Raw genomic sequence first — 16,770 nt, 5'->3', positions numbered from 1 at the left:
AGATTGCGCAAGAAAGACGCATGGACCACGCCTGATCGAACACAACTGTCCTTCCAATCACTGCGGATGGCCACGCAGCAGATCAGGCGGAACACCACCAAATGCCAGCGACAGGTTCTCGGGAGTGAACACTTCGGAGGTCTCGCCGTAGGCCAGCACCGTCTTGTTGATCAAGACAACGAGATCGCAGAAATCACGCACGTGACTGAGGTCATGGGTGGAGATCAGAATCGAGCAACCCTGACGGCGGAACTGCAAGAAGAGTTCCGCCATCAGCTTTTCTGTGCGAACGTCCACGCCATTGAAAGGCTCATCGAGCAACAACACCGAAGCGCGCTGGGCAATAGCGCGGGCAAGGAAGGCACGCTTGCGTTGTCCACCGGACAGTGCGGCCAGAGGTCGATCGCGTAAATCGAGCAGATCAACGCGCTCCAGTGCGGCACGAACAGCAATCCGATCCGACTGACGCGGGATTCGCAAGCAATTCATGGCGCCGTAGCGCCCCATCATCACGACATCCCAGACGGAAACGGGGAAATCGCAGTCGATGCCCTCACTTTGGGGCACGTAAGCAACAGCCTGCTCCCGTTGTGCTGCCGCCACTTTGACCCCATTGATGCGAATCCGACCTCTGGAAGGACGCACAAATCCTGTGAGGGCCTTAAACAGCGTCGATTTGCCTGCGCCATTCATGCCCACCAGCCCGCAGATGCAACCAGCAGGAAGGGACAGGGACGCGTCGTACAGCGCGACGGAGCCGTTGTAGTCGACGCAGACCTGCTCTGCTGCGATCCGGATCGTCATGGGGTTGGATCGGCGGGGGAGCCAAGACCAGCTCGAATGAGTTTCACATTGTGGCGATGCAGATCGAGCAGAGTGGGAGCTGGACCGTTGTCATCTGACAAAGAATCAACAAAGAAACTGCCTCCGAAGCGACTTCCCGCGGCTCGGGCAACCTCACGCTGCGGCTGATCGCTCACCGTGGTTTCGCAGAACACCGCTGGCACCTGATCCTGTTTGACGCGATCGATCAGCCTGGCCATCCGGCGTGGCGTGATCTGGCTTTCCGCGTTGACCGGCCAGAGATAGGCCTCTTGCAATCCGTAATCCCGTGCGAGGTAGCTCAAAGCACCTTCACAACTGACCAGCAACCGTTGGCTTTCAGGCAAGGTCGCCAGGCTCTGGCGCAACTCCGCATCAAGGGTTCGCAGACGGGCCTTGTAGAGCTCACCGTTGCTCCGATAAGCCTCAGCGCCCTCAGGGTCCAATTCAGAGAAAGCCAGCACGAGTTGATCGACATAGTGCTGAGCCGTCTTGGGCGACATCCAGGCATGGGGGTTGGGGCGCCCCGCATAAGCATCCTCTTCAATCAACAGAGGTTGGAGTCCATTGGTCAGCGTCACAGTCGGAACCTGGCCGGCAGCAGCTGTAAACCGCCTGGCCCACAGTTCCAATCCCAAACCGTTCTCGACAATGAGATCGGCTCCGGAGGCCCGCTCGATGTCGCTGGGCGTGAATTCATAGCCATGAATTTCAGCACCAGGCTTCGTAATCGACTCCACCTGCAGGCGACCTCCCGCAACATTGCTCGCCATGTCGGCAAGGATGGTGAAGGTGGTCAGAACCTTCGGGCGAGCATCAGTTGTGGCGTCACGATCAGTGGAGGGAACACGATTTGGTCCTGAGCAGGCCATCAGCAGCGCCAGCAGTCCAACAACCACGGCGGGAAGGGGCATGTGACGCGTCGCCAATCAGTAAAGCTCCCGGATGATGAATGGCAAGAACACTAGGAAACCAATCTCTTGCTCTAGGGCAGGGCGGAAATCCCATCAAGCGGCAGCCAGAGCACAGCCATAACCACAAAAACCCAAAATTCTTCGGAACTCCAGGCTTCGATCGGCGAACCAATCCAAAGCCTAAAACAACTTCCTCACCTAAATCTTGATCGTATGTGCTGATTGCTTCCTCTATAAAACCTTAGACCAGCAAAGCTTTCCAGACTGGTGCAATGAACAACAACGCGGGAAATAAACCATCAAATACTCAACACAACATGACCGGAATAACAAGAAGACAGACGACTTCAAAAACAAGAAAAAAGTGTTCGGCACCCCAATCATCCGTCGCGTAATCATCATTCACGCAGGCTCAACAGAAGCACAGGGTTTTCATGGATTGAGACCGAGAAAGGGATGCCCCAACCCTTCACGGACTCCAAGCCAGGAAGAACCATCAGGCCTTCGTTGAATGGCGATGACAAAGGGGCCGATTGCTGACTGCAAAACCGACGCAAGACCTCTACGGCCAGCAGACCAAGCGTCCAAGAGCAACTGGCACAGTGACAGTTTCCTCGCGATCGTCTGCGAGTGAGGAACGCGGTGGGAGCGCGCCGTCGAAACAAGGCAAGACGTTTGCGGAACCACCTCAGCCACCCCCCGCCTTCGGCAGGGGGCTTTTCTTGCAAAAACAAGAAAAGACAATTTCAGATCGTCACACACTAGATCTAGTGTTGCCAAGTCAACTTGTCGCGCGCTGTGCTCACCCTGCACCCGCACAAACTCCCCCTTCACACCACTGGAGACGCTAGATCTGGGGCTTGCGCAAAGCCGCACACCAGACCTATTGATGGTGTGGTGAACAGAGCGCATTTCGTAGTGCCCTGTTGACTGTCACGGGCCGGGTGATGGGAGCTTTGGCACCAGTTTTCAACCCTCTGATCTTCGATCGGAGGTTTTTTTATGGCGCCTGCACCGCTCCGAGCAGTAACGAACGTCGTCCCAGACGTCCTTCCATTTCTTGCGCCATTGAAACGGCCTTCCACAGACGGGGCAGATCTTGGTGGGGCGATCACTTGGACGCATCCAGGCCGTTGCGACGTAAGGGGTAGACCATGATGGCCAGCCTCGGCAAGCAAAAGAGTCTCGCCCAAGGCAATGCCAGAAGCGTCAAGACGCCATGGCCACCCAAATCCGAGATGAAAAACAACAAAAAATGCTTTGAGGCAAAAGTCAACGAGGCATTTTTATTAAGCAAAAATAAATACTTATTTGCGAAACAAGAAGCCCATGTCTCAGGATCCCACGTTTGTCATAAATTGCACACATTCAGCGACGAGGTGAGCATGACAAGCCACGAGTCAGCACCAGCCTGTTTCATGCACTGGAGCGTTCAACGCGTCACCAAGCACCTCTATTCCGTTTCCGCGACAACCAACGGAAAGGAATACACGCATGTGGGCAATTATCGATCTGTCGAGGATGCCAATCGTGCCGGACGCCGTTATGTGTCTGCCCTGGCACACGGCCTTGGGAGCGAATCAGCTATGGCCTCTCAAGCCCTGGCCTAAACACAATCGACGAAGCCTGCCACCCACCATCCGCCTTGGTGGCATGCCTATGGCATCCACAGATGGATCAATTCACTGATCAACTGATCTACTGAATGTTCCGCACCAACGACAGACGTAGTTCAAAGAGCAGGCGTTAAGTGAGAGGTTCCTAAAAAAACGGCTTAACCGTGCGATCTGCAACAAATTGTTTGTTTTCTGCCGATACCTTGCAATCACTCCCTCATGGAGATCGACATGAACGGCAGCATTCAACTCACCATCGAGCAGCGCTTTCAGATCGAACAATTCAATCGCACCCTGGAAACGACAACCGACCCTGAACAGCTGCGTCAACTAGCCAGACAACTCATGAAGGCATGGCAAACGCAAAAGGCAGCCACCAGCTGGGTGATGAAGCAGGGGATTCCACCGATCAACAGCACTGATTGCTAAAGCACCAGACGTCAGCACAGACGCAAGCCCACCACCTCCAGAACCTCCGTTCTCCCAGAAACACTGATTAGAGGCCGGGGAGCCCCGCTCTCCTCCGACGGGCACTAGGGTCATTGAACTCTGGTAAACAGGATGGTTGAGCTGTACCTCAACGCCAAGCTCCACAGCAGCATCAGCGTCGACGCCTATCGGTCTGTCTTGATGCTTCAAGACCTTGACGACCAAGATCTCAAGTTAAGGACTGATCTACTACGCCAAGTTGACAAAGGTTCCATCAGACTGATCGGTTGATCAGATCATTTTTTGTTTGAGCCCAACGACCCACGTTTTTGGAAAGCAATCCTCGGACTGGTGTCCCTCTTAATAGGTTGCTCCCTGACATGGCTCATTCTCCATGTCTGATCCAGAACTTCAACAAGCCATGAAGACTCATCCAGCTGTCGCGATCAGCTGACGAGTCTTCGCCCGCGGTCTGTGTCACCACACGCACGAGCAATGTAATTATGCATGCATAATTCGCATTATGTGCCCTACGTCACATTGTTTTCGGATCCATTTATTGAATCAGCACCCACAGAAGCGACGCAATTGCCAAACCGACACCGGCCGTCAGCACTGCTAACAACACCGCACTTCCGCCAGCAATCCACAGCAACTGACGAAAGGTCTTCGGAAACAGAAGATGCAGGGTCAGACCAAAAGCAAGTGGCCATAACGGGGGGATCACCACACAAACTACGGTTAACGCCACCAGCTTGCGCCGATGTTGTTCTTGCTCTTGCTGAGCGACAAGCACCTGCTCCTCTGCGCGCTGCCGTTCAAGACGTTCATCATCGCTGAGCCAACGACCTAGGTCCTGGGCCTGGGCCAAGTCCTGTTCCAGTTGTTCTCGAGAGATGGGATTCACCATCAAGCAATTTTATTCAGTGCGGGTTAGACGCATCACGCTTTCTCCAAGAGCGCTCGAGCGACTGTCTTGCCTGATCCGGGTTGAGCTCTGCCAGCCGTTGCTGACTGCGCAAGCGAGCACGGAATGGTCCTGTGATTCGCCAGAAGCGCAGCGCACTGGCAACAGCCACTACAAGCCAAGCCACAAGAATCCAGCGCGGATCATCCCAATGCATCACAAAGCCTTCATGCTGCTAGCGATCGGGAACAAGCAAAAAGCTTTCCCCTTGAAGGCCCATCATCTCTGAGTGAACTGCCCCGGTGACGGCTCTGCAAGCAATCCGAAACGACAAGGGAGGACAACCATCGGCATTCCACAACGGCCGAGAAGCCCAATGGCCAAAGCTCAGAACAACGCCAAAAGCACGCAACAGCCTATTGGGACAACGATTGAATCAAAAGCAACCCGTTCGACTGGTAGCCACAAATCAATTAAATTGGATTTGAAATGCAGATAAACCCATGGCCCGGCGAATCTCATCCATTCTCATCTTGTCCGTCATCGTTGTAGGTTGCAACGTCAATGTTGACAGCATTAAGGACTGCAAAGACAAGGATGGAAAGCCTTTGCCTGAATGGCTCTGCCGCGTGGACGAAGCCCCCGAAAAAACAGAAGAGTCATGAATGAATCGAATCCTGATTAAATTTAAATCACCAATCAATCATCTCACTAGAAGCAACTTTTTGCAATCAAGCCACACTTCATGTCTAAGGAAATACCCGTTTAGGCGTGGTTTTCTAATTGCATATGCATTCCGAGAAAATCATCGCCCAGGCACATCCGAATATCAACCAACCAAATCCAATCCATGAAATATTTATTTCTCTTGATTATTCTGTTTTCAATTGCTGTAATTGGCGCTTTTCTTTCCGGGCAAGAAGAAACACCTACAGAGAATCTTGACAATGTGAAGATTAGAATGGAGCATTTGAAGCACGCCTGACTGAGTGCAGGCTGACTCTGACCGAGCAGAGAATCTCATCCCCGAGATCAGTAAAGGATTGAGCACATCATTCAGGGGCAGCACAGACAGTCATGATTGAGCCCCCGGAACGATGACCTTGAGCCAGCAGATCGACAACCGCGTTGTGTTCATCTGCCGGGATGATGAAAGCGCCTGGAGACCCAACGGCATTCAGGGCGCTCCGATCGGGTCATACACCACCAGCATTGATCCGATCACCAAGAAACTTCGAAGCGAACGCGCGCAAGGGAACTGCTTGCATAGTTTCAGCCACCGCAACGACGGACGCTTCATTGAACTGTCGAGCGAGGGGAGAGGCGTGATCGCCATCGACACCATCGACCCTCCACAAAGCACACTCGCGGTTGTGCGTCTCGTGACGTCTGGCCAGGACGTTGATTTTCACCTTGTGGAAGGAGTGAATGCCGAAGACCTGAGGGCTTACAACTGGAGTCTGGAGGGCAAGGAACGCTTTCAGATGTACCGGTGCCCAGAGCCTCCGCCGCAATGGAGCAGCACTGCAGAGGAATGGCGCAGTAGTTCCACTTACCAGACCTATCAACAACACTTTTCTCAAAAATTGGAGGATGCATTCGCTGCAGCAATCCAGGCTTTATCCATCCACATCAGCGCAGATGCCCAGAACGCATTTGACGACCTGATCGCCACTGCCTGCCGCGACAATCCCGGCTGGTTCTGGGACATCCGCAAGGCCGCAGCTGTTTATGCCTTGACGGGCACATTCAGCAAAGACGCCCTCAACCGGATGGTGTATCTGGTGCAAGAGGGTATTGATCCTGAATCCCTGTCCTTCAAGCTCACACCCCAGCAGACCATCAAAGCCCTCTTCGATCACTGCAAACATGCAGCAGGAATGCTCAGTAACGAAGAGATCTGGGACACACAAACTCGCTGTGATCTGCTGTCAACCAGCGAGCTCATGCGTGTCGTGCAGATGAAGGCGAAGCACAAACCGTTCTTCTACCGATGGCTGTGGCGGATGGATGGCAAGCCAGACCCTGTACTCATCGAAAACCCAGATCTCTACGAGCTGTTCCGTGAAGAAATCATCAGCGATCGCCACAAGGTGATGGCAGCTTTTGGCAACAACGGCGCACTTGAGGTTGACTACCGCGATCAGGTCATCAACTCAATGATGAGGGATGACGGTTGGATCCTTGAAGAAACCGATCGGTTTGAAGAAGAGGAGCAACGTCGAAAACGCAACAACGCCTGAAGCCAACAGCAGTGATCGCGACTAGCTTGCTGATGCAATCACTTTGCGGCTGAGAGCCGTCGACGTCATGGATGGTCGCGTGCTGATCGGTGTGATTGGTGTGTTGCTGCTTGCCGCAGCGGCCTATGAATACATGCTGCTTCAAGGGTTGGCATCCGCAGCCTGACCAACGATCAGGATGGCTCTGCTTCGCATTTGTACTGCGTGATGGTCGATCGCCTCTGGCGGAAATCGGGGTGGTCCAGATCCTCCACCTGCCACCACCAACGTCCATCGGTGTAGCTGGGAACCCCTGCGTTGTTCGTACGCGGTAACTGGAGCGTCATACCGCGCCAAGTGAGCAGAATCAAATCACCGGGTGAAGTGCCATCGCTGATGTTGGGAATCGGTTCCATGGTTGTGCCGATCGCATCACGGCCCAGATGAATCGTTTCTGCGGTGAGTCGATCACCGTCACAGATCCATGCCGCCGCCACGGGCTCAGCTTTGAAACCCAGCCAAAGCGAACTCAGCAGCAGAAGTGAAAACAGCCCACGCGAAATCCGATTCAACAGCTCTTGACCACGCTGATCCACAGGAGAACGTTGGAAACGTCAGAGTGACAGCGTCGCACCCCTGCGCAGCAACGCACCCATGCTTCCACCACTCATTCCGTTCTGTCCGATCAGTGCAGCCAAGATCGCAGGCCTGAAAGCCACCGTGCTGCTTTTGCTGGTGATGCTGATGAAATCCAAATTACTGCGGGTGAAAATGTCGTTGTTGGGCTCCTTCCTGGGGCTGATCATGTTGACCGGTTTTCTGTTGAGCACCGGTCTTCTGACCCTGGTTGCCGGTGGTGCCGTGGCCTACGCCGCAAGTCAGAAAAACGCATGACGCCTTCCGCACCAGAGACTTCTGCCCAACCCACCAAAAAGCAGGTCTTAGCGTCCTCCGCCGGCTGGGTGGCTGTGGTCTTGAACGTGATCCCGGGTCTCGGTGCCGGGTATCTGTACCAACGCCGTTGGAAGGCGTACTGGATCACGTCCGTGCTTGCCACAACGTGGTTCCTTGCAGGCGCCGTCCTCGGCCAAAATGCTGCTACAGCTCTTGAGACGCGCAACCAATGGGTTGGTCTGCTCGGCTTAATCGCGCTTGCTGCGGTGACAGCGACTGAAGCCGGTCTGGCCGTCAAGCGTGTGCGTGATGCCAGCTGACAACAGCAATCAGTCCAGAGAGATCCTCAACTTCTGGTTCAACGAGTCAAAACCATGGCAATGGTTCCGGCGGAGCGATGCACGGGACTTGCAGCTGCGTCATCGCTTTGGGGCCTTGTCCGAAACAGCACAGTCGGGCGGTCTCAAACATTGGGAAGATCATTTCGAGTCAGCCCTGGCACTGGTCTTGCTTCTGGATCAGTTTTCTCGTCAGATCTGGCGAGATGAAGCGCAGGCCTTCAACGGTGATGCACGCGCACAACAGTTGAGTGACCTTGCCCTGAAGAAAGGCTGGCTGCAGCAAGAACCCCTGAAGGCACGGCGTCAGTTCTGGCTGATGCCCCAGCTGCATGCGGAGTGCCTGATCCGCGTGGAACGCGTCATCCCGCTGATGGAGCAATGGGTGGATCAGGCGACGGCAGATGTGGCACGTCGCAACCGAGAATGTCTCCTCAGACATGGGCGGTATCCATGGCGGGATGCAGCTCTCGGACGCTGAGTGGAGACAAACGTCGAGCCATGCCAAAACATGACATCAGTCACCAAACAATCGACTGTGAGCTCTGTAGGACTTCAGGGCCGTTGCACTACCGCGTGCGAACGCAAAGGCTGAAGACGTGGTTGATGGTTTGCCCTGAATGCTGGCCGAAGCTGAAGTCCCAACCGGGTTACCAATATGGCGGCACCCGGAAGGCCAACCGGCGAAGCCGCAATCGCTGAAGGCTCAATTCACCACAATTCCCCGGCCGCGGTAGAAGGCGAACCGCTCACGGATGCGCTCAGCATCAGGCTTCGGGGAGTCGTAACTCCAAACCACATTGGGAAGCTCTTGACCTTCCACCACCACATCCCAGTAGCGAGCCTCACCTTTCCAGCCACAAACTGTGGAGTGCGAGGACGCACGAAAAAACTCCGCGCGCATTGCTTCGCGAGGGAAATACGGATTCCCATCCACGACCACGATGTCATCGCTCTCGGCGAGAACCGTTCCATTAAAAATCGCCTGCATCTTGCCTGTCAGAACTCAAATGATTGTGACGCAGGCCGCTGCGCATTCAAACCAGGACTTCAACAGTCCGATCGCAACATGCAGCGGTCAAGAGCCAAAACATCCGCTTCAGCTGGCCTTGAGATAGACCTTGCGACCTTTGGAGTCAACTTTGTAACGACCACCACGCGGACCGATATGAATGACCTCGGAGGACGAGACTGCTAGTTGGCTGGGTACTTCAGGCTCCTCGGCACTCTTTTGAGAGCGTGGAGGCGCATCTTGCTCAAGTGGTTGAGCACGCAAGTTTGGAGCAGCTTTATAAATATTGAGTCCGAACTTTCGATACAGGAAGTCAGCAATTCGCATGACCGATCGTGAGAGCTACAGGTTCATTGTCCAGCAATGTCAAGGACAATAATCTGTTCAACCGAGATGCAAAGGCTTTGAACGGAATGATGGGAGGAATGCAGCTCAACCAACCAACGTCCACACACACGGAACAACACAGGCAGCTTTAAGCACGCAGGGTCACACCCATGCTTTGGTCACTTCAGAATGCTTGAACTTGATCAGCGCCGAATGCATCGACTCGTCCCCCTCCTATCCCTGTGCTGCCTTTTGCTGTGGCCTAGTGCCGCCATGGCGAACAACATCACAATCACGATGAACAGCATCAGCAATCAAGGCATCGGCGAGTCGATCGGAACCATTCAGGCAGAGGACGGACCCGACGGCTTGGTGATCAGACCCTCACTTCAAGGCTTGCGCGAAGGGGAGCATGGATTCCATCTGCATGCGGGTGAATCATGCGAAATCGCTCGGAATGATGAAGGGATCGCTATTGCAGGGCTCGCAGCCCTTGGCCACTGGGATCCCGATCAGACCAATACACACCAGGGCCCGTTCGGCGAAGGACATCGCGGTGATTTAAGCCGGTTGATCGTGGATGCAGATGGCGTCACACGTACCGATGTCGTTGCACCTCGACTTAACACCGCAGACCTCTCAGGTCATGCGCTGATTGTGCATGCCGGGGGCGACACCTACAGCGATACACCGTCGCTTGGCGGTGGCGGTGCCCGTGTCGCCTGCGGTGTGGCGAATTAACACCACATCCGATCAGAAGCTCTCCTGGCTTTGACCGGCAAAACGGCCCTGGTAGTGCTCTTCTCCATCCAGCGTCTGAAAGATGAACTGACAGATCGCCGTACCGGGATGCACAGCCAACGGGGCAGGCCCGAAATTGCTCATTTCGAGCACTTGCTGGCTATCAATGCCAGGGCCCATGAATGGTGCACTGATATGAACCATCAAGCCGAGCCGAGCAAAACGACTCCGTCCTTCTAACCATCCACAAAGACCCGGGCTGAGGCGTAGGCGCTCCTGAGTGATTCCAAGAATCGTCTCCCCGGGCATGATCAGAATGTGATCGCCATCCTTCACATCAACCTTGTCGGTAAATGAGCGGTAATCGGTGTCCTCGTCCACATCGACCACTTCATGAACCTTCCGGAACACCCGAAAGCTGTTGGCCAGGGTGAGATCAACCGAAGCGGGGCCTACCTTTGCTGGATCAAAAGGCGAAATCGTGATCGCACCACGATCAATCGCGCTCAAAATGGCCTGTCGTCCCAGGACTGCCATAAGACCCGAAGCAAGGTTTTTCAGGGTATGGGTGTTCTCCGCTGAGGGCCAGCACAACCCAACAAGGCGTCGCTGTCATCAACCCTGAGACGTCACGGACGCGACTTGATCAACGTTGCTGCGATTCCCGGAACGCCTGGAGTTTGTCCATGTCCTTCTCCTCATCGATGGTGTAATCAGTGAGGATTAACGCCTTGCCAATCGTTCCAAGCGCATATTCGATCCGATCCAGCTCAGCGCGACCCTTGGCATCCGATCGCGCTGCACGGATCACAGCCGGGGTGAGTTGGTCTGACAAAAGCTCGATTGCATCCGCAATGGAAGCTGCTTGCAGAAGAGGATCGATGGAATCCAAGGGATCTCGCGGCAGCGACGCTGCATGGATGACTGCAACCATCCTGCATCGGATCAACGCGGTCTGACCGAAGATCATCGGGTGGTTGCTTCCGCACATGTTCCTCAATGCGTTTGATCTGGAAACGAGCAACGGCGCACGCAATCTGGAACTGAGGGCGGGCTTATTTCCCGAGATGGGTCTGGATGTGGATCTGCTCGCGATCTCGGCCACTGACCTGGATGAGGAGAGCCATCACAACAGCTCGATGATGGAGCTGCAGAGCAGTTTTGGCCTACAGCTTGAGAGCATCCCCAAAGCTGTGGACCTCAGCGGAAGCCTGCTGAACAGCTGGGTCAGCCAACCGCTGAAGCTGCATCCAGTGGCAACCAACAAAGACGGTCGAAGGACCAGCAGCCATTTTCAACGGGTGGCTGTCGTCGCTGCAGGTTTAGAAGCAGGTCCTCAGGCCAACAAACCATGGGATGCCTTCAACCGCCTGTTTTCACTGCTGGCGATCCTGCCGATGCAGGGCATTCGTTGCCACACCGTCGCTGCTCCGTTATTTGGCCTGCACCCGACCAGCCATGAGGAAAAGCGCGATTACTCCAGATTGCTGGAGCTTTGCCGCCAGGGCTTCCGACATCTGCCCGAACTGCACCGCTTGATCCTGTTCGACGCTGAAGATGCCGTGATGCGACCGCTGGGTCAAACCATAGACTGTGCCATTCAAAGGCAGGATCCCCATCACACACTGATTGAACGCCCCAATGACATGGCGAGCCTTGAACAACTCCGTCGGCTGCTTAGGGGACTCCTTGACGATGAAAGCCTGCAACCACTACGAATCACACCTGATCTCAGCGAACTTCTGCGGCTGCTCGAAAGCGATGAGTTCTCGCCCATCTCACTCGGGATGCACGCACGACGACTGCTGGAACGATTGGTCAGCCATAACTTGCGATGCCATGGTGATCATGAGCTACGCGGGCTGAATCAAGGGATCCAACAACTCAGACTCTTAGGAATGGACCCCTGGCTACTGAGTTGCATGCACCAGGTTCGGACCTTCGGGAATTGGATGGGACACCCACAGGACGCGGGTAGCAATCGAAGAATCGGACAGCACGATGTGATTGCCATGCTGTGTTCTCTGCGACGCGTTCTTTCAGAATACCCATGGATAAAATAGAGCTTTATTTCAATTTTCGATTAAAAAAAGCAGCTTCAACCTGTATGGATAATCGGCACAAAAAACCACTAAGTACGGGCGATAGTGCCAGGCATTAAAGGCTGATTGATGGTCTTTTTGGGGTGATTGAAGCAGGCTTGGCAATTGTCAATACGGCATCAGGATCAGTCGCTGCTTTGAGCTTCTCCTTAAGAGCTCCATCAGTCTTGAAGGCTTCTTGGAGTGCCTTGAGCTGCTCTTCTGATGTTGGAGGACCGGAGAAATACAATCAATCGATAGCAGCGGCTTGCATCAATGGCAGACAAAAACGATTCATAAAATTGGGATTACTTCAGTCATGCCTAAGCTTCAACCAAGCCTTTATCGGTTTTGCCATCGATTCCAAGCGCGTCGATGCCAAGGAGTGACATCATGTGGTGGTTCTGGGTCACCACGCTGACTTCGCTCTAACCGATCAATCTCCTTACGCATCTGCCGCAGGACAGGGATCAACAGAACTGCAGCAATCAATCCCACCACCAAAAGAAGAGGGATCAAGGTGATCATCCATATTGTCGCGATCACCAACACACCCAATCCAAGCAGCTGCTGAAGCCACCGAGGCCGACTGCGGCCTGGAAGACGCTTCATCCGCACCTCAAGCGAAGGGTCAAAGCTCTAGCGCTAATGAGGCATACAACATTAGTTGTATTCACCGGGCGTTTCCTGCTTGGAGACGGTGACACGCCCCACCTTCTGCCCGGAGAAGCGAAGCAACTCGTCGCCGGCAAACTCATAACCCAAACCAGTCGCAATTTTGGCCACATCATCGGCAGTCGCAGCCGCCAACACACGAGCCTTGAGATCGGGATCGTCCTGCATGCGCACCAGAAACGCCTTTAGCTGTTCAAGAGCCATGGTGAGTCGCTACTGCAATCCATCTTCTCCTAAGCAAGAACCATAGATCCGGCCCAAACGCGGAAGCAGCTCAGAGAGCTTCTTTAACTGCTGAGCAAAAGCATCAGCAACCCATGCATCAACAATGCTCATGCCTACGGATTCATTCCTGTAACGCTCTTTGATTTGATTTCAATCGCCGTGGCAAAATTAGTGGGAAAATCACGAAACATTTACCATGAGCACCGAAAAGCTTAGAGACGAAGCTCTCGCTCGCCTCAAACATCGAAAAGGCCTGAAAAAACAGTTCAAAACTTATGTCATCACAAACTTGACGCTGATCGTGATCTGGGCGATGTCAGGTCAAGGCGACTTCTGGCCGGCCTGGTCGATTGCTTTCTGGGGGCTAGCCCTGGCTTATCAAGCATGGTCTTTTGAGCATCCTGACAACCCGATCAGCGACCAAGATATTGAGCGTGAAATGGATCGCATGCAGTCCTGAAACAACACTTGAATCACCACATCAAGTCGACATTGATAAATGGTGGTAGCCCCCACAAAGCCGTCATCATGGTCGATCTGATTGAAGACTGAGCAATACCTCATTCAGGAGAATTCAAGCCCAACCCCACTCGATTCAGGACTCTGATGCTGTCGTAGCGGCATCCACAATTGAATACTCGATGCGTTCGTCCGAACAGCAAAGATCTGCATAAAAGCGTTCCAGGACGTCATACGCCTCGTCGTAATGACTGAAGTGACGACGTGTGATTGCATCCTGTTGGCCGTCATCTCGCACGATCCTGATCGACTGCATGGGGTCGGGCATCACGGCATTGGTCGCGGCATCGAAAACTGATTCTGGGGTGTATTCCGTCCAGGTGTCTCCCCTGAGCAGTGCATGAGCGGGATCAAGGCCACGCACAGGTCATAGAGCTGAAGTTCGCAGCACGCAATGACGGGCCGATGTCAAGAAAGGTGAGCCCATGGTCTTCACCCGTTGCAAGCTAAGGGCAAGTGCCGATACTGCCTGCACACCCTGATGGGGCCAACGATGGAGCGGTGCATGACTCAACAGCTCTACAGCGTGCGGTTTGAAACAGAAGGCGCGGATTTGTTTGTTGAACTGGAAGCCGAAGCAGGCCTCAACCGCCAACACCTACTCGCAAGGGTCGTTGCGACTCTCGAGGACAGACACGGGATGGAAACGATTCCCAGCAGTGAACGTTTGGGGGAGGTGACCAGGGTGATTCACAGCGATGGATCCACCCTGTTGGCCTGGCTCTGCATTTCCGGCAACAACACCCGACAGGCTCTCGATGATGACGGCCTGGATGAGATCCTCACCTGCCTGGCATTCCTGCTCTTTCCTCCTGTAGTGGAGACCAGCGTGGCGAGTCGAGACAGTCTTGCCATGGCTTTGACCTGATGCGTTCAGTAGTAACGGCCTGGGTATTCACCAGGATGATCGACGCGAGTGACACGAACACCGGGTGCATGGCGACGCGACAGCATCAACAGGTCGCTTCCTGAGACGGCATAGCCAAGCTGCTGAGCAAGCAAAGCCACTTCATCCGCGGTCACCGCGGCCTCAACCTGCACCTGGAGCACAGGGTCACGTCCCAGATGCTCCAGAAAACGCTGAACAGGCGTCTTGGTCACGAGGTCACGCCGGTGAAAGAAAGCAATTCATGATCGCCTGTCGGAGAAAGAGGCTCAAACCGAGCCAAAATGGCGCTGAATGGCACACGATCGTGGAGGAATGATCAGTTCTCTGCTCAACATTCTGTGGGTGGTACTGGGCGGCCTCGTGATGGCCATGGGCTGGTGGCTCGCAGGCCTCCTCTGTGCCATCACCATCGTTGGACTGCCGTGGGCGCGGTCATGCTTTGTGATCGGGCGTTTCTCGCTTTGGCCTTTTGGGCAAGAAGCGATCAACCGCAGAGACCATTCAGGCCGCAGCGATCTAGGAACAGGTCCACTGGGATTGATCGGCAATATCATTTGGTTCCTTGTGGCGGGATGGTGGCTCGCCATCGGCCACATCTCTTCAGCGCTGGCCTGCTTTATCACCATTGTTGGAATCCCTTTCGGAATTCAACATCTCAAGCTCGCATTGATTGCCCTGGCTCCGGTTGGAATGACAGTGGTTCCCGCCAGACGTTGTGAGCACTGAGCGCCAATCCATCAAAGCTGTCTATGCCGATCCGCAGGTAGACGGGATGGAGGACCTTTACCAAGCTATTGCCTCAAAAATGAGCCTTCAGCAAAACTTCGAGCAGGCCTATGCCGAAGTCATCGCCTCTGGCTACAAAGCCGCAAAAACATGGATTCGTTTCTGCGTAAAGAGCAGCAGCCGCTTCCAGACACAACCCAAGAAAGAGGATTTTCTTGCCGTCTTGGAACAGCACTGCCGGCAACGCATGGAGTGATCATCCGCCCCGCTCTTCATCCGTCAAATACTCCTCAACGATGGGAGAACAAGCGCCACGCTCGAGGGCCGAAATCTCCCTTTCAATATTCTCGATGAACAGCTGATTGCCGTTGCGCCGAGCCACATCCAACACGATGCGCAATCGCTCCAGTTGAGACTGCTGATCCTGATCCATCCAACAGAGACTCCTCTGGTATCGAGCCAATCATGGCGAGCTCAGCGTCAGCATCCACGAACACAGGAACCGCTGAACGGTAGGGACCGCTGCACCAACCAAAGGTCAAGAGCTGTAAACATTCATTGACTAACGTGCCCGAAGAGCATGCGATTTGGAGTGATCGGCTGTGGCTACGTCGGCATGGACACTGCCATTCGCCTCAAGTACGCCAACCACCACGTCGTCGGCACGACACGCTCCAAAGCAAGACTTGGAGAGTTGCAGGAGCTTCTACATAGCGCTCACCTCTTAGATATCACCGATGCCACCCTGGATCTGAGCTTTACAGAGCGACTCGACGGGCTCTTGATCAGCGTGGCACCGACCATGAAAGGAGAGGGATACAGCAGTGTGTTCGCCCGCGGAATTCGGAATCTCACCCACGCGCTGCGCCAACGACCAAGGCAAAGTCCTCTTCACATCACCTACATCAGCAGCGCCGGACTCTACGGAGACCAAGGGGGAGCGTTGGTAACGGAAGAGTCAGCCGTAGACGCTCACTCGCCGGTCAATGCATTGCTGGGAGCAGCCGAAGAGCTTGTCTTGAATCTCAGCAGCGACAACCTCAAAATTTGCGTTTTCAGGCTAGGGGGCATTTACGGCCCCGGACGAGACATGGTGTCCATGATTCGTCAAGCGGCTGGTCAACATGTGCCGAAGTATGGAAATGCAGTCACGGCCTGGAGCAACATTGTTGACATCACACGGGGAATTTATTTTGCCTACGAGCGCCAATTGGAAGGGATTTACAACCTGGTGGATGACATGCAACTCAGCCGCCGAGAACTTTCAACGATGATTTGTGATCTTGATGGACTCCCACCAGTGCTCTGGAGTCACACCCCATCACAAACCGAACGGAACATGAATGCCCGCGTCTCCAATTCAAAGCTAAAAAACGAGGGATTCCAGCTGATGTCACCATCAATGCTGATTCCTGTCGCAGCTCCGTAACGGC

The 16,770-nt window shown here is 54.3% G+C and carries 29 protein-coding genes; 14 read left to right on the top strand and 15 right to left on the bottom strand.

Annotated features, from left to right (window positions below; genetic code table 11):
• Window positions 1-57: 57 nt before the first annotated feature.
• From SynNOUM97013_RS05125 to SynNOUM97013_RS05115, 3 genes are all read right to left on the bottom strand, one after another.
• On the bottom strand, window positions 58-798 hold the full coding sequence (locus SynNOUM97013_RS05125) for a metal ABC transporter ATP-binding protein (protein WP_186481446.1): 741 nt from the start codon (window positions 796-798) through the stop codon (window positions 58-60).
• Window positions 799-800: 2 nt separating this feature from the next.
• Complete coding sequence (locus SynNOUM97013_RS05120) at window positions 801-1,736, bottom strand: metal ABC transporter substrate-binding protein (protein ID WP_186481056.1); 936 nt, start codon at window positions 1,734-1,736, stop codon at window positions 801-803.
• 969 nt (window positions 1,737-2,705) lie between these two features.
• Window positions 2,706-2,861, bottom strand: coding sequence for a DUF2256 domain-containing protein (locus SynNOUM97013_RS05115; protein WP_186481055.1), 156 nt, complete (start codon window positions 2,859-2,861; stop codon window positions 2,706-2,708).
• A gap of 32 nt (window positions 2,862-2,893) precedes the next feature.
• Between SynNOUM97013_RS05115 and SynNOUM97013_RS13745 the strand changes: the two genes are divergently transcribed.
• A complete protein-coding gene (locus SynNOUM97013_RS13745; protein WP_255443006.1) occupies window positions 2,894-3,346 on the top strand; it encodes a hypothetical protein in 453 nt (150 codons plus the stop codon).
• A gap of 237 nt (window positions 3,347-3,583) precedes the next feature.
• The gene (locus tag SynNOUM97013_RS05105; protein WP_186481054.1) at window positions 3,584-3,781 is read left to right on the top strand and encodes a hypothetical protein; all 198 of its coding nucleotides are present in this window, start codon (window positions 3,584-3,586) and stop codon (window positions 3,779-3,781) included.
• Between the two features lie 556 nt (window positions 3,782-4,337).
• On the opposite strand, the gene SynNOUM97013_RS05100 is transcribed toward SynNOUM97013_RS05105, so the two are convergent.
• Together SynNOUM97013_RS05100 and SynNOUM97013_RS05095 are read right to left on the bottom strand one after the other, a co-directional pair.
• Window positions 4,338-4,691 (bottom strand): hypothetical protein, encoded by a 354-nt coding sequence (locus tag SynNOUM97013_RS05100; RefSeq protein WP_255443005.1) that lies wholly within the window; start codon window positions 4,689-4,691, stop codon window positions 4,338-4,340.
• Window positions 4,692-4,704: 13 nt separating this feature from the next.
• Window positions 4,705-4,905, bottom strand: a complete 201-nt coding sequence (locus SynNOUM97013_RS05095) for a hypothetical protein (protein WP_186481053.1) — start codon at window positions 4,903-4,905, stop codon at window positions 4,705-4,707.
• Between the two features lie 286 nt (window positions 4,906-5,191).
• Between SynNOUM97013_RS05095 and SynNOUM97013_RS13630 the strand changes: the two genes are divergently transcribed.
• Both SynNOUM97013_RS13630 and SynNOUM97013_RS05090 read left to right on the top strand, forming a co-directional pair.
• The gene (locus SynNOUM97013_RS13630) at window positions 5,192-5,353 is read left to right on the top strand and encodes a hypothetical protein (RefSeq protein WP_222929836.1); all 162 of its coding nucleotides are present in this window, start codon (window positions 5,192-5,194) and stop codon (window positions 5,351-5,353) included.
• Between the two features lie 432 nt (window positions 5,354-5,785).
• Window positions 5,786-6,931 carry a hypothetical protein gene (locus tag SynNOUM97013_RS05090; RefSeq protein ID WP_186481052.1) on the top strand — a complete coding sequence of 382 codons (1,146 nt, stop codon included), beginning with the start codon at window positions 5,786-5,788 and terminating at the stop codon, window positions 6,929-6,931.
• A gap of 173 nt (window positions 6,932-7,104) precedes the next feature.
• Here SynNOUM97013_RS05090 and SynNOUM97013_RS05085 read toward each other — a convergent pair whose 3' ends face one another.
• Window positions 7,105-7,482, bottom strand: a complete 378-nt coding sequence (locus tag SynNOUM97013_RS05085; RefSeq protein ID WP_370586450.1) for a hypothetical protein — start codon at window positions 7,480-7,482, stop codon at window positions 7,105-7,107.
• Window positions 7,483-7,564: 82 nt separating this feature from the next.
• Between SynNOUM97013_RS05085 and SynNOUM97013_RS05080 the strand changes: the two genes are divergently transcribed.
• Genes SynNOUM97013_RS05080 through SynNOUM97013_RS05070 form a run of 3 tightly spaced genes read left to right on the top strand, consistent with a single transcriptional unit; the run spans window position 7,565 to window position 8,623 of the window.
• Entirely contained in the window at window positions 7,565-7,804 is a 240-nt protein-coding gene (locus tag SynNOUM97013_RS05080) for a hypothetical protein (RefSeq protein WP_186481051.1), read from the top strand.
• On the top strand, window positions 7,801-8,124 hold the full coding sequence (locus SynNOUM97013_RS05075; RefSeq protein WP_186481050.1) for a hypothetical protein: 324 nt from the start codon (window positions 7,801-7,803) through the stop codon (window positions 8,122-8,124). The genes SynNOUM97013_RS05080 and SynNOUM97013_RS05075 overlap by 4 nt, the downstream gene beginning before the upstream one ends.
• Window positions 8,114-8,623: a DUF924 family protein gene (locus SynNOUM97013_RS05070; protein ID WP_186481049.1), complete on the top strand. Its 510-nt coding sequence runs from the start codon at window positions 8,114-8,116 to the stop codon at window positions 8,621-8,623. Before SynNOUM97013_RS05075 ends, SynNOUM97013_RS05070 begins: the two co-directional genes overlap by 11 nt.
• Before the next feature lie 225 nt (window positions 8,624-8,848).
• Here SynNOUM97013_RS05070 and SynNOUM97013_RS05065 read toward each other — a convergent pair whose 3' ends face one another.
• Both SynNOUM97013_RS05065 and SynNOUM97013_RS05060 read right to left on the bottom strand, forming a co-directional pair.
• The gene (locus SynNOUM97013_RS05065) at window positions 8,849-9,133 is read right to left on the bottom strand and encodes a DUF427 domain-containing protein (RefSeq protein WP_186481048.1); all 285 of its coding nucleotides are present in this window, start codon (window positions 9,131-9,133) and stop codon (window positions 8,849-8,851) included.
• Window positions 9,134-9,241: 108 nt separating this feature from the next.
• Window positions 9,242-9,481: a hypothetical protein gene (locus tag SynNOUM97013_RS05060; protein ID WP_186481047.1), complete on the bottom strand. Its 240-nt coding sequence runs from the start codon at window positions 9,479-9,481 to the stop codon at window positions 9,242-9,244.
• Window positions 9,482-9,694: 213 nt separating this feature from the next.
• Between SynNOUM97013_RS05060 and SynNOUM97013_RS05055 the strand changes: the two genes are divergently transcribed.
• Entirely contained in the window at window positions 9,695-10,222 is a 528-nt protein-coding gene (locus SynNOUM97013_RS05055; protein ID WP_186481046.1) for a superoxide dismutase family protein, read from the top strand.
• 12 nt (window positions 10,223-10,234) lie between these two features.
• On the opposite strand, the gene dcd is transcribed toward SynNOUM97013_RS05055, so the two are convergent.
• On the bottom strand, window positions 10,235-10,759 hold the full coding sequence (gene dcd, locus SynNOUM97013_RS05050; protein ID WP_186481045.1) for a dCTP deaminase: 525 nt from the start codon (window positions 10,757-10,759) through the stop codon (window positions 10,235-10,237).
• Window positions 10,760-10,868: 109 nt separating this feature from the next.
• Complete coding sequence (locus SynNOUM97013_RS05045; protein WP_255443002.1) at window positions 10,869-11,156, bottom strand: hypothetical protein; 288 nt, start codon at window positions 11,154-11,156, stop codon at window positions 10,869-10,871.
• A gap of 55 nt (window positions 11,157-11,211) precedes the next feature.
• Here SynNOUM97013_RS05045 and SynNOUM97013_RS05040 point away from each other — a divergent pair, with 55 nt between their 5' ends.
• The gene (locus tag SynNOUM97013_RS05040; protein WP_186481044.1) at window positions 11,212-12,285 is read left to right on the top strand and encodes a DUF4145 domain-containing protein; all 1,074 of its coding nucleotides are present in this window, start codon (window positions 11,212-11,214) and stop codon (window positions 12,283-12,285) included.
• Window positions 12,286-12,379: 94 nt separating this feature from the next.
• Here SynNOUM97013_RS05040 and SynNOUM97013_RS05035 read toward each other — a convergent pair whose 3' ends face one another.
• Together SynNOUM97013_RS05035 and SynNOUM97013_RS05030 are read right to left on the bottom strand one after the other, a co-directional pair.
• The gene (locus SynNOUM97013_RS05035) at window positions 12,380-12,553 is read right to left on the bottom strand and encodes a Nif11-like leader peptide family RiPP precursor (protein ID WP_186481043.1); all 174 of its coding nucleotides are present in this window, start codon (window positions 12,551-12,553) and stop codon (window positions 12,380-12,382) included.
• 413 nt (window positions 12,554-12,966) lie between these two features.
• Entirely contained in the window at window positions 12,967-13,182 is a 216-nt protein-coding gene (locus tag SynNOUM97013_RS05030) for a Nif11-like leader peptide family natural product precursor (protein WP_186481042.1), read from the bottom strand.
• Between the two features lie 217 nt (window positions 13,183-13,399).
• Between SynNOUM97013_RS05030 and SynNOUM97013_RS05025 the strand changes: the two genes are divergently transcribed.
• A complete protein-coding gene (locus tag SynNOUM97013_RS05025) occupies window positions 13,400-13,663 on the top strand; it encodes a 2TM domain-containing protein (RefSeq protein ID WP_186481041.1) in 264 nt (87 codons plus the stop codon).
• Window positions 13,664-13,798: 135 nt separating this feature from the next.
• On the opposite strand, the gene SynNOUM97013_RS05020 is transcribed toward SynNOUM97013_RS05025, so the two are convergent.
• Window positions 13,799-14,086: a hypothetical protein gene (locus SynNOUM97013_RS05020; RefSeq protein WP_370586449.1), complete on the bottom strand. Its 288-nt coding sequence runs from the start codon at window positions 14,084-14,086 to the stop codon at window positions 13,799-13,801.
• Between the two features lie 141 nt (window positions 14,087-14,227).
• On the opposite strand from SynNOUM97013_RS05020, the gene SynNOUM97013_RS05015 reads away from it, so the two are divergent.
• Window positions 14,228-14,590, top strand: a complete 363-nt coding sequence (locus SynNOUM97013_RS05015) for a hypothetical protein (RefSeq protein WP_186481040.1) — start codon at window positions 14,228-14,230, stop codon at window positions 14,588-14,590.
• A 5-nt stretch (window positions 14,591-14,595) separates the two neighbouring features.
• On the opposite strand, the gene SynNOUM97013_RS05010 is transcribed toward SynNOUM97013_RS05015, so the two are convergent.
• On the bottom strand, window positions 14,596-14,823 hold the full coding sequence (locus SynNOUM97013_RS05010) for a Nif11-like leader peptide family natural product precursor (protein WP_186481039.1): 228 nt from the start codon (window positions 14,821-14,823) through the stop codon (window positions 14,596-14,598).
• A gap of 100 nt (window positions 14,824-14,923) precedes the next feature.
• On the opposite strand from SynNOUM97013_RS05010, the gene SynNOUM97013_RS05005 reads away from it, so the two are divergent.
• Together SynNOUM97013_RS05005 and SynNOUM97013_RS05000 are read left to right on the top strand one after the other, a co-directional pair.
• Window positions 14,924-15,337 carry a YccF domain-containing protein gene (locus SynNOUM97013_RS05005; protein ID WP_186481440.1) on the top strand — a complete coding sequence of 138 codons (414 nt, stop codon included), beginning with the start codon at window positions 14,924-14,926 and terminating at the stop codon, window positions 15,335-15,337.
• Window positions 15,327-15,593, top strand: a complete 267-nt coding sequence (locus SynNOUM97013_RS05000; protein ID WP_255443001.1) for a hypothetical protein — start codon at window positions 15,327-15,329, stop codon at window positions 15,591-15,593. Before SynNOUM97013_RS05005 ends, SynNOUM97013_RS05000 begins: the two co-directional genes overlap by 11 nt.
• Here SynNOUM97013_RS05000 and SynNOUM97013_RS04995 read toward each other — a convergent pair whose 3' ends face one another.
• Window positions 15,594-15,770, bottom strand: a complete 177-nt coding sequence (locus SynNOUM97013_RS04995) for a hypothetical protein (RefSeq protein ID WP_186481038.1) — start codon at window positions 15,768-15,770, stop codon at window positions 15,594-15,596.
• Window positions 15,771-15,917: 147 nt separating this feature from the next.
• On the opposite strand from SynNOUM97013_RS04995, the gene SynNOUM97013_RS04990 reads away from it, so the two are divergent.
• The gene (locus SynNOUM97013_RS04990; RefSeq protein WP_186481037.1) at window positions 15,918-16,766 is read left to right on the top strand and encodes an NAD-dependent epimerase/dehydratase family protein; all 849 of its coding nucleotides are present in this window, start codon (window positions 15,918-15,920) and stop codon (window positions 16,764-16,766) included.
• The last annotated feature ends 4 nt before the right edge of the window (window positions 16,767-16,770 follow it).

Origin of the sequence: Synechococcus sp. NOUM97013, assembly GCF_014279815.1 — a bacterium.
In the GTDB taxonomy this organism is placed as follows: Bacteria; Cyanobacteriota; Cyanobacteriia; order PCC-6307; family Cyanobiaceae; genus Synechococcus_C.
This window is presented reverse-complemented; position numbering and strand designations above follow the sequence as displayed.